This is a genomic window from Mesorhizobium sp. M0244, from assembly GCF_040321795.1.
Classification (GTDB): domain Bacteria; phylum Pseudomonadota; class Alphaproteobacteria; order Rhizobiales; family Rhizobiaceae; genus Mesorhizobium.
On the sequence record NZ_JAMYSE010000157.1, the window covers coordinates 1 to 7,998 of the forward strand.

The following is a 7,998-nucleotide window of genomic DNA, read 5'->3' on the forward strand; positions in this document are numbered from 1 at the left end:
TCAACGGCCATCCACAGAGCCAGATCGAGGAACTCATGCCCTGGCGATTCCGGAAAACATCAAGCCCAAACCCATAGGTGATCGGCGAGGCGCTTCCGAAAAAGACGAGACGGCGGCGAGAGCGCGATTGATCGTGGCAGGCGAGAGGCCAATCCGACCATCGGGCAAAAACCCCGACTGGACCGCGCCGGATCGCGCGAGCGCGGGACGAAACCGTGCGCAGGTGTGCCAGGAAGCCGATCGCATCGGCACCGCTCACAGCTTCCCAAGCGAGCTGCGCCTGGCTTAGAAACGGCCAAAAATGCCGCAGATCATGCGCATAGGCCGTCGCGGTAGTAGGCGACCAACCCGGTGCTGCCAGGTAAGCGAGATAATCGGCCACAACCGCGATCGGGCTGCCCCCCGTCGTCAACCAATTCGATGGTCGGTGTGGCCCCCGAAGCGCGCCGCACAAAAGAGCATTGATTCCCCTCCTAGACAGAAAACCAATGCTACATAGCACGTCGGCGCAGTCGGATTCTCCAAGTGTCCATATAACGCTGGCACTGCCTGTGTCGGTGAAATGGATCGCGTCCTGATCGATAGCCTATCGAGCACATAGGCGGCCTCGCTTTCAGTTGGGCTGATGGTAGCCGCATTGATCTGACAGATCGCTGGAACTTGGCTCCCGGTTCGCTGCCATAGTGCATGTTGATGTCGCCACGTTTTGCCGCTCGGTCGCTCGCACGAAAGAACTGTCCGTCGGAGGACGCGGTCGTTCCGTTGTCCCATAAGCGCCAACGAGTTCATCCGGCGCTTCCCAGACGGATTCCATCGCATCCGCCATACGGCCTCCTCGCCAACGGCCACCGTGTCGCCAAGCTCGCCCGGTGCCGTCTTCTTCTTGGCGGCGCCCACGCCGCTGACGCCAGACCCGACCGCCGACTATCGCCAGCGTTACCGCTGTTACGCGATCGGCAAGGGCGATTAAGCGGACGGCCTCGCGCGTCACGCCAATCGCCACGACGACGATGGCAGCGCTTACTACGAGCCGGCATTGACCGTGATGGCTGCGGCAGATCGACGCCACCTTGTAATACTCTGAGGTGTCCTTTCGGCTCCCCAATACCCGTCGTAAGGCATAAACCTGCAGCGGCTTACGGCAGACCCGCTGCTCCCCGATCGTGTCGATTGCCCGTTATCGCAAGCGTGCCCAACCTCACCCCATGATATCCGTTGGTGAATGAATTGTGTTGTGCCGTCCTGTAGCCTTACGCGAGCTTCAAAGCAGCTTCGACGGCCTTCGCCGGTGGGGCCGGGGAACTGAAATTCATATTTCAGACCGCGTCGGCGCAAAGCGCGGCCTTCGATTCGTTTCGCGCCGAACCGGGCATCACGGCCCATCGTTTAAATGCAAGGCCCCGATGATCAGGAAACCATCCGTGATTGCTGGGGCAGCTCCTTCCACTAGCCTGCCTCCCGAATGGAGCCGGACACTCTCCGGTAGTTTCAGGAACTCCGCTCGGCCGGAGTGCATCTGCCGATTTGTCGTGTGTATGACAACATCAACCCACCTACCAGAACCAAGCCGTTCGCGTAACCTATTGAAATAACGAGGGAAGGAAGTTCAGATCTCATTGGCAATCGGCACGATTTTTGAAGACTGGAGAGGTCGCGGCAAGAAGTGTTGCCTAACTACCCAACGGGGTAGTGGCAAACTCATTTTGCGGTGCGTAACAGTGCGATGCAACATTGAAATTGTCTCGCTGACCTGCAGGTAGCCCGATCGCACCGTCATCGGCGTCAGCTGCAGGGGTCAGCGGCCGAGGAGGCCATAAATGGTACTTGACATCCGAGCCCAACAGGTCGCCGGCGAGCACTATGATCTAGTCGTGATCGGCTCCGGCTTCGGTTCAGCCTTCTTCTTGCACGAGTTCTCCAGGAGAAGAAAAGCGCGCGTTCTCGTCCTCGAATGGGGGCGCCACAACACCCATGATTGGCAACTTGAGCACGGCTCAAACAGCAACGTCCAGGTTGACCGTACCTATTCCAGCAACTCCAGCAAGCCGTGGGTCTACACCATCGGCCTGGGGGGCGGAACGAACTGCTGGTTTGCGCAGACGCCGCGCTTTCATCCAAATGATTTCAGGCTGAAAAGCCTCTACGGCATCGGTCTCGATTGGCCGGTCAGCTATGACGATCTGGAGCCTTTTTACTGCACGGCCGAGGCGATTATGTCGATTTCCGGCGATCCCGACATGGCCGCGGTCATGCCGCGTTCCAGGCCTTTCCCTCAGCCGCCTCATCGCATGTCGGCGCCGGACCGGATGATGAAAGCGGCGCAGCCCGGCCAGCATTTCGTTATGCCGGCTGCGCGCGCACGCATCGCGACGGAACAGCGCTCCGCCTGCTGCGCCTCCTTCCGGTGCTGGCTGTGTCCAGTCGACGCGAAATTCACCGCCAATAACGGCTTCATGCATCTCTTCGAACCTCCCGATGTTGCGGTGTGCCTTAATTCAGAGGTGCGCCGGCTGGAGTACGCCGGCGGATCTGTTCAGTCGGTTACATTCGTGAATGAGGACAAGGAGTTCCAGGTCACGGCGGATCTGTTCGTCCTGGGGGCGAACGCCATTCAGAGTCCGGCGATAGTGCTGCGATCGGATCTCGACGGCGAGTGGGTAGGACGTGGATTGCACGAAGGCTTTGGTTGGAATTTCGAGGCCTATCTCGACGGGATCGACAATTTCGGCGGCTCGACGATCACAACCGGGCTGAATTTCGGCCTGTACGACGGACCACACCGGTCGGACTACGCCGCTGCACTTGTCTATTTCGAGAACCAGTGGTCGTACGGGTTGCGTCCCGAACCGGGACGGCTCCGGCAGACCCTGCCGCTGAGAGTCGTGACTGAAGACCTCCTCAAGCCGGAGAACCATGTCACGCTCGACGAGAACGAGAACGCCCACGTCGTTTACGCGGGGCCTTCCGATTATGCCGTGGAGGGCATGGCGCAGGCCAAGCAGCGGCTCGGTGAGCTGCTTCGGCCACTGCCGGTGCAGGAGATATTCGACCGAGGGCAAGCGAAAACCGAATCGCATGTTCAAGGGACGCTGCGAATGGGCAGGGATGTCACGGATTCTGTCGTCGACCGGAACATGATCCACCATAAACTGAGGAATCTCGTCGTCGTGGGTAGCAGCACCTATCCGAGTTGTTCGTGCGCCAATCCCAGCCTGACTGCTGCCGCCCTCTCTCTCAGGGCAGCGAGCCGCATCGCGTAAGGAGGGATCCGGCATGATCACGATTTCGAGACGCGTAGTGCTTGGGCTTTTGGGAGGCGGTGTGGCCTCTATCGCTCTCGCATACGCTTCGGTGCGCTCCTTCGCCCACGAGGACCTGGTCCGCATGGTACTTGAGCGCCATCTTGGACCCCTGAACATGGCTGAGAACGAACTCCGGTCGTTCACCCAGGAGTTCCGCGCCCAGCGTCCGACCACCTTTCCGACCGAAAACTTAGCGGACGTTTCCGCGCTTCTGGAGAAGCTCAGGCTTGCATCCGCCGCCCGTCCCATCCTACCCGGCGACCGTGCGCAGCAGCTGGAGCATTTCGAGCGCTGGCTGCTCGCGGACTTCTACCTTTTGACCGACTATCCCTGGCGTCAATCACCAGGCGATCCGATCCGTTTCACGGGCCCGGAACCATGCGCCAACCCGTTTGCGATTATCGAAACAGCCAATAACCCCAGCAGAGCTGGGGGTTTGGAGGGCAATCGCCATAGGCGGTTATAAAGGATTCTAGAACAGATGATTGGAGGTTAGGAGGATACGAGCCTCAGTTGCATCTGGTCCAACTGCTTGTCGGCCAATTCCTGGTTTCTGTGTAGGCGCGGAACATCTCCTCGTCCCGCTCGACGGTCGAAACGAAGTAGCCCCTCGCCCAAAATTTGTGCCCCAGGAAATTGGGATCTGTTATAACCTTTTGATTACCAGCGCTGGGCAAACAGCCTTCGATCCTTTTCGGAAGGTTGCAATTTTCAAAGGTCGTCAGTTCGACCAGTCCGCGATCCTGCTTTGCGTGCGCTGGTACCTGGCCTACAATCTGAGCCTGCGTGATCTTGAGGAGATGATGGCTTGTTTCTCGAGCGGTTCAATCGGCGCAAGCGTAGCATGACAGCATGACCGGCAAATGGCATCCGGCAAATGGCATGTCGAAGAGAACTACATTAAGGTCCGCGGCCAGTGGATGTAACGGGCCTGTCGAACCCGCCTTTGTGCCACTGGCGATTACGACGGAGCCGAAGATGGCTCCCGAGGCTTCGCCGGTTCCGGAGCCCGGTCGAGATCACTTCTGGGATCGTTATAGTAGAAATAGGCACAGGCCTGGTTATGCGGGGTCCCGGCGATTGGTCTGCCCCATTGAAGTGGTCCTCAATTAGGTACGGCTTTGAGCCGGTTGAGGAGTGCAGAGATGGCCGGGAAACGGCACACAGCAGAAGAGATTGTTGCGAAGCTGCGTCAGGTTGACGTGCTGACATCGCAGGGGCGTCCGGTCGCGGAAGCGGTTCGGTCGATAGGCGTGACGGAAGTTACCTATTACCGGTGGCGCCAGGAATATGGTGGCCTGAAAGGCACGACCAGGTGAAGCGGCTGAAAGAGCTTGAGGCCGAGAACACCAGGCTCCGGCGCGCGATCTCGGATCTGACGCTGGACAAGATGATCCTGGCCGAGGCTGCACGGGGAAACTACTAAGCCCCGCGCGTCGCCGTGCCTGTGTGGATCATGTGGTTGCCGAACTAGGGGTGTCCGAGCGACGGGCCTGCCTGGTTCTGGGCCAGCATCGATCGACGCAGCGCAAGATCCCCACGAGACCTGACAATGAAGCGGCGCTGACGGCCGACATCATCGCGCTCGCCACTCAGTGTGGCCGCTACGGCTATCGTCGCATCACGGCGATGTTGCATCGAGCCGGCTGGGTGGTGAACCGCAAGCGGGTCGAGAGGATCTGGCGACGCGAGGGGCTGAAGGTTCCGCACAAGCAGCCCAGGCGCGGTCGGCTATGGTGCAACGAGAACTCCTGCATCCGACTTCGGCCGGAACATCCCAACCATGTCTGGTCCTACGACTTCGTCCAGGACCGCACCCACAACGGAAGGGGCTTCCGCATGCTCAACATCATCGACGAGTTCACTCGAGAATGCCTGACGATCAGGATCGGACGGAAGCTGAAGGCCGTTGACGTGATCGACACACTCTCGGACCTGTTCATCCTGCGCGGCGTGCCCGGCCATATTCGTTCCGACAACGGCCCAGAGTTCGTTGCAAAGGCGGTGCGCGAGTGGATGGCCGCTGTCGGAGCAAGGACGGCCTACATCATGCCCGGCAGTCCTTGGGAGAACGGCTATTGCGAGAGCTTCAATTCGAAGTTCCGCGACGAGCTGCTCAATGGCGAGATTTTCTACACGCTGGAGGAGGCCAGGGTTGTCATCGAAGGATGGCGTCAGCACGACAACACGACGACAGAACGCCCACGGGATCGCGGAGCACGAGCTTTTTTACCCGTGGCATCCTTGGGCCGGGAGCCTGGTCCATATTCATGAGGTGGTCGAGAAGGCTGGTAGAGAGATTTTCCGTTGCAGCCTCTCTGGTCGGGGATCCGATCGGTGGCTGGAGATTCCAGCCTGAATGTTTGATCGGGCGGCTAGTGCCGCTCGGCAGGTTGGCGCCGCTCCCCATGTCGATATTGCTGCGCTACGCGCGTTGGCGACGCTGCTGTAGCATGTAGCACCCGCTTCGGGCACCCCATCGCAAATGCGAGATTCGAGCGCAGCATTGGGCTCTCACGACGCGAATCGGGGAGATGTCCATGCCGCGCCAGCTCACCACGTATCAGTTCGATCTGTTCTCCAACCCGCACGATGTCGAGACGCCGCGGACGCCGCAATGGCAGACGCTGCCCGCCGAGACGCGCCGGACGCTGACGAAGCTGATGGTCCGCCTGATCCTCGACCACGCCGACGGCGACCTCGCTCTGGAACGACAGGTGGCGCGCCATGATGTCTGAGAAGATCAGGCCGCACCATCTGGAGCGCAAGACGATCCTGTATGTTCGGCAATCCTCGGCCCATCAGGTCCTCCACAATCGTGAGAGCAGCGCCCTGCAATATGCGATGCGCGATCGCCTGACGGCGCTTGGCTGGTCTCGCATCAAGACGGTCGACGAAGATCTCGGTCGCTCGGTGGCCGGCGGCGTCACACGTGCCGGATTCGACCGAATGGTAGCCGAAGTCTGCCTCGGCAAGGTCGGTGCGGTCGCGGCGCGGGAAGTATCGCGCTTCGCCCGCAACAGCCGTGACTGGCAGCAGCTCATCGAGATGTGCCGCGTCGTCGATACCGTGCTGGTCGATCAGGAGACGGTCTATGCGCCGCGTCAGGCTAATGACCGGCTGCTGCTGGGATTGAAGGGCAGCCTCAACGAGTACGAACTCGATCTTCTGCGTCAGCGTTCACTGTCGGCACGCTACGAGAAGGCCCGGCGCGGCGAGCTCATTGTCACGGCCCCGGTCGGCTTCGTGAAGGTCGGCGACAGGCTTGAGAAGGATCCCGATCGCCGTGTCCAGGACGCCATCATTCTCGTCTTCGACAAGGTGGCCGAACTCGGCAGCGCCCGGCAGGCCCTGCTCTGGTTCCTTGAGCATCGCTGGATTTGACAGCCAAGCGCAACAACGGTGACGTGGCCTGGCGTCGGCCAAATTATGCGACCATCCACCGGATGATCGAGAACCCGATCTGCGGCGGCGCCTACGCCTGTGGTAAGAGTCGTGTCGCGACAGGATATGATGCAGCGGGAGTGATCCGACCCAGGAGCCGCCGTAAGGCGCGAGCCGAGTGGCTGGCTCTGATCCCGGATGTCCATGAGGGTTATGTCAGTTGGGAGCGGGCGGAGGCGATCCGCAAGATGGTGAGCGACAACGTGCCCACGAGCCGGCATCACGGAGCGCCCAAGCATGGCGACGCTCTGCTCGCTGCGGCGCGGCGATTAGGATGAGATTCGTATTGCCGCGCATGATGGCTCGACATTGGAACCATCAATTCTGTCGCCAATACACGCCGCCGCGCTCGCCCCCGATCTCAAGACTGTCTGGTCGGCGCCGACGACCGACGCGGGGCTCAAGAAGCGCATCGTGCGCATCGTCATCCACGAGGTGGTCGCCGATATCGATGAAGAAGCGTCAAAGATCGTTCTCCTGATCCATTGGATTGGCGGCGTACTGCGCCTGCCGAGGAGGCGGCGCGGACAGCGCAACAGCACTTCGGCCGACATCCTGGCCGCCGTCCGGCAACTGGTTCTCATCGCCAATGGTGACCTGATTGCCGGCATCCTCAACCGGAACGGCCTGGTGACCGGCCACGGCAATCGCTGGACACTGCAATCGCTGGACACGGGAGCGGCTCTGGATCACCCAATGGGAGCCGGCCACACAGACGGCCCAGTCTCCAAACCTCGAAGCGCCTCCTCGCCAGAAACTGTGCTCCGCGGAATTGGTGGCTTTTGTGCATTTTAACGGTCAGAAAGGATTAATATTGATGGGTCTACGGCGGTGCAGAGGGCTCAAGTGCTGCAACAATCTGACTGCGACCCATTGTTCGTCTAACGGTGGAACGGCTTTCTTGTGCAGACACAGCAGGTGCCAGTTGCGATAGGAAGTCCAATCCTATGACTCATGGTCCCCAAACATCGGCCATGCGCCGCTACGAATTTGTCGTTGACCTCATAAAGCGCCGCATTCGCACGGGGACTCTGAGGGTCGGTGATCGCCTGCCGTCTGTCCGGCAGTTAAGCGAGGATACCGGTTACAGCCCAATGACGGTGCATCATGCGTACGAGCTCCTGGAGGCTGAGGGTGTTTGCGAGGCCCGGCCCCGGTCAGGTTTCTATGTCGTCGGTTTGCCCACGCCAGTGACAGGCTCAGGGGGCCACGATGGCGATGGAGAGACTGTTAAAAATCTGCCTGAGGCTTT

Annotated in this window: 8 protein-coding genes and 3 pseudogenes; 9 read left to right on the forward strand and 2 right to left on the reverse strand. The window is 60.2% G+C overall.

The window, feature by feature from the left end:
• Both NKJ08_RS37510 and NKJ08_RS37515 read right to left on the reverse strand, forming a co-directional pair.
• Positions 1-382 (reverse strand): site-specific integrase (locus tag NKJ08_RS37510; protein WP_352786210.1); only part of this gene is annotated, 382 nt, incomplete at its 3' end.
• 156 nt (positions 383-538) lie between these two features.
• A pseudogene (locus tag NKJ08_RS37515) lies at positions 539-776 on the reverse strand (Tn3 family transposase); the annotation flags it as partial.
• 1,041 nt (positions 777-1,817) lie between these two features.
• Here NKJ08_RS37515 and NKJ08_RS37520 point away from each other — a divergent pair.
• The 9 genes and pseudogenes from NKJ08_RS37520 to NKJ08_RS37560 all read left to right on the forward strand — a co-directional run.
• Positions 1,818-3,260, forward strand: a complete 1,443-nt coding sequence (locus NKJ08_RS37520) for a GMC oxidoreductase (RefSeq protein ID WP_352786211.1) — start codon at positions 1,818-1,820, stop codon at positions 3,258-3,260.
• 13 nt (positions 3,261-3,273) lie between these two features.
• Positions 3,274-3,768, forward strand: coding sequence for a hypothetical protein (locus tag NKJ08_RS37525; RefSeq protein ID WP_352786213.1), 495 nt, complete (start codon positions 3,274-3,276; stop codon positions 3,766-3,768).
• A 241-nt stretch (positions 3,769-4,009) separates the two neighbouring features.
• Positions 4,010-4,225: pseudogene (locus NKJ08_RS37530) on the forward strand (IS6 family transposase); the annotation flags it as partial.
• 222 nt (positions 4,226-4,447) lie between these two features.
• Positions 4,448-5,576 (forward strand): annotated as a pseudogene (locus NKJ08_RS37535) (IS3 family transposase).
• 266 nt (positions 5,577-5,842) lie between these two features.
• Positions 5,843-6,040 (forward strand): hypothetical protein, encoded by a 198-nt coding sequence (locus tag NKJ08_RS37540; RefSeq protein WP_352786214.1) that lies wholly within the window; start codon positions 5,843-5,845, stop codon positions 6,038-6,040.
• Positions 6,030-6,686: a recombinase family protein gene (locus NKJ08_RS37545; RefSeq protein ID WP_352786216.1), complete on the forward strand. Its 657-nt coding sequence runs from the start codon at positions 6,030-6,032 to the stop codon at positions 6,684-6,686. The genes NKJ08_RS37540 and NKJ08_RS37545 overlap by 11 nt, the downstream gene beginning before the upstream one ends.
• Positions 6,687-6,748: 62 nt before the next feature.
• On the forward strand, positions 6,749-7,024 hold the full coding sequence (locus NKJ08_RS37550) for a recombinase family protein (protein WP_352786220.1): 276 nt from the start codon (positions 6,749-6,751) through the stop codon (positions 7,022-7,024).
• A gap of 136 nt (positions 7,025-7,160) precedes the next feature.
• Entirely contained in the window at positions 7,161-7,541 is a 381-nt protein-coding gene (locus tag NKJ08_RS37555) for a hypothetical protein (RefSeq protein ID WP_352786218.1), read from the forward strand.
• A 179-nt stretch (positions 7,542-7,720) separates the two neighbouring features.
• Positions 7,721-7,998 (forward strand): GntR family transcriptional regulator (locus NKJ08_RS37560; protein WP_352786222.1); only part of this gene is annotated, 278 nt, incomplete at its 3' end.

Bases quoted from the DNA above. Each gene is read 5' to 3' on its own strand.
- NKJ08_RS37520 (WP_352786211.1), top strand. From the start codon at position 1,818: ATGGTACTTGACATCCGAGCCCAACAGGTCGCCGGCGAGCACTATGAT.
- NKJ08_RS37525 (WP_352786213.1), top strand. From the start codon at position 3,274: ATGATCACGATTTCGAGACGCGTAGTGCTTGGGCTTTTGGGAGGCGGT.
- NKJ08_RS37540 (WP_352786214.1), top strand. From the start codon at position 5,843: ATGCCGCGCCAGCTCACCACGTATCAGTTCGATCTGTTCTCCAACCCG.
- NKJ08_RS37545 (WP_352786216.1), top strand. From the start codon at position 6,030: ATGATGTCTGAGAAGATCAGGCCGCACCATCTGGAGCGCAAGACGATC.
- NKJ08_RS37550 (WP_352786220.1), top strand. From the start codon at position 6,749: ATGATCGAGAACCCGATCTGCGGCGGCGCCTACGCCTGTGGTAAGAGT.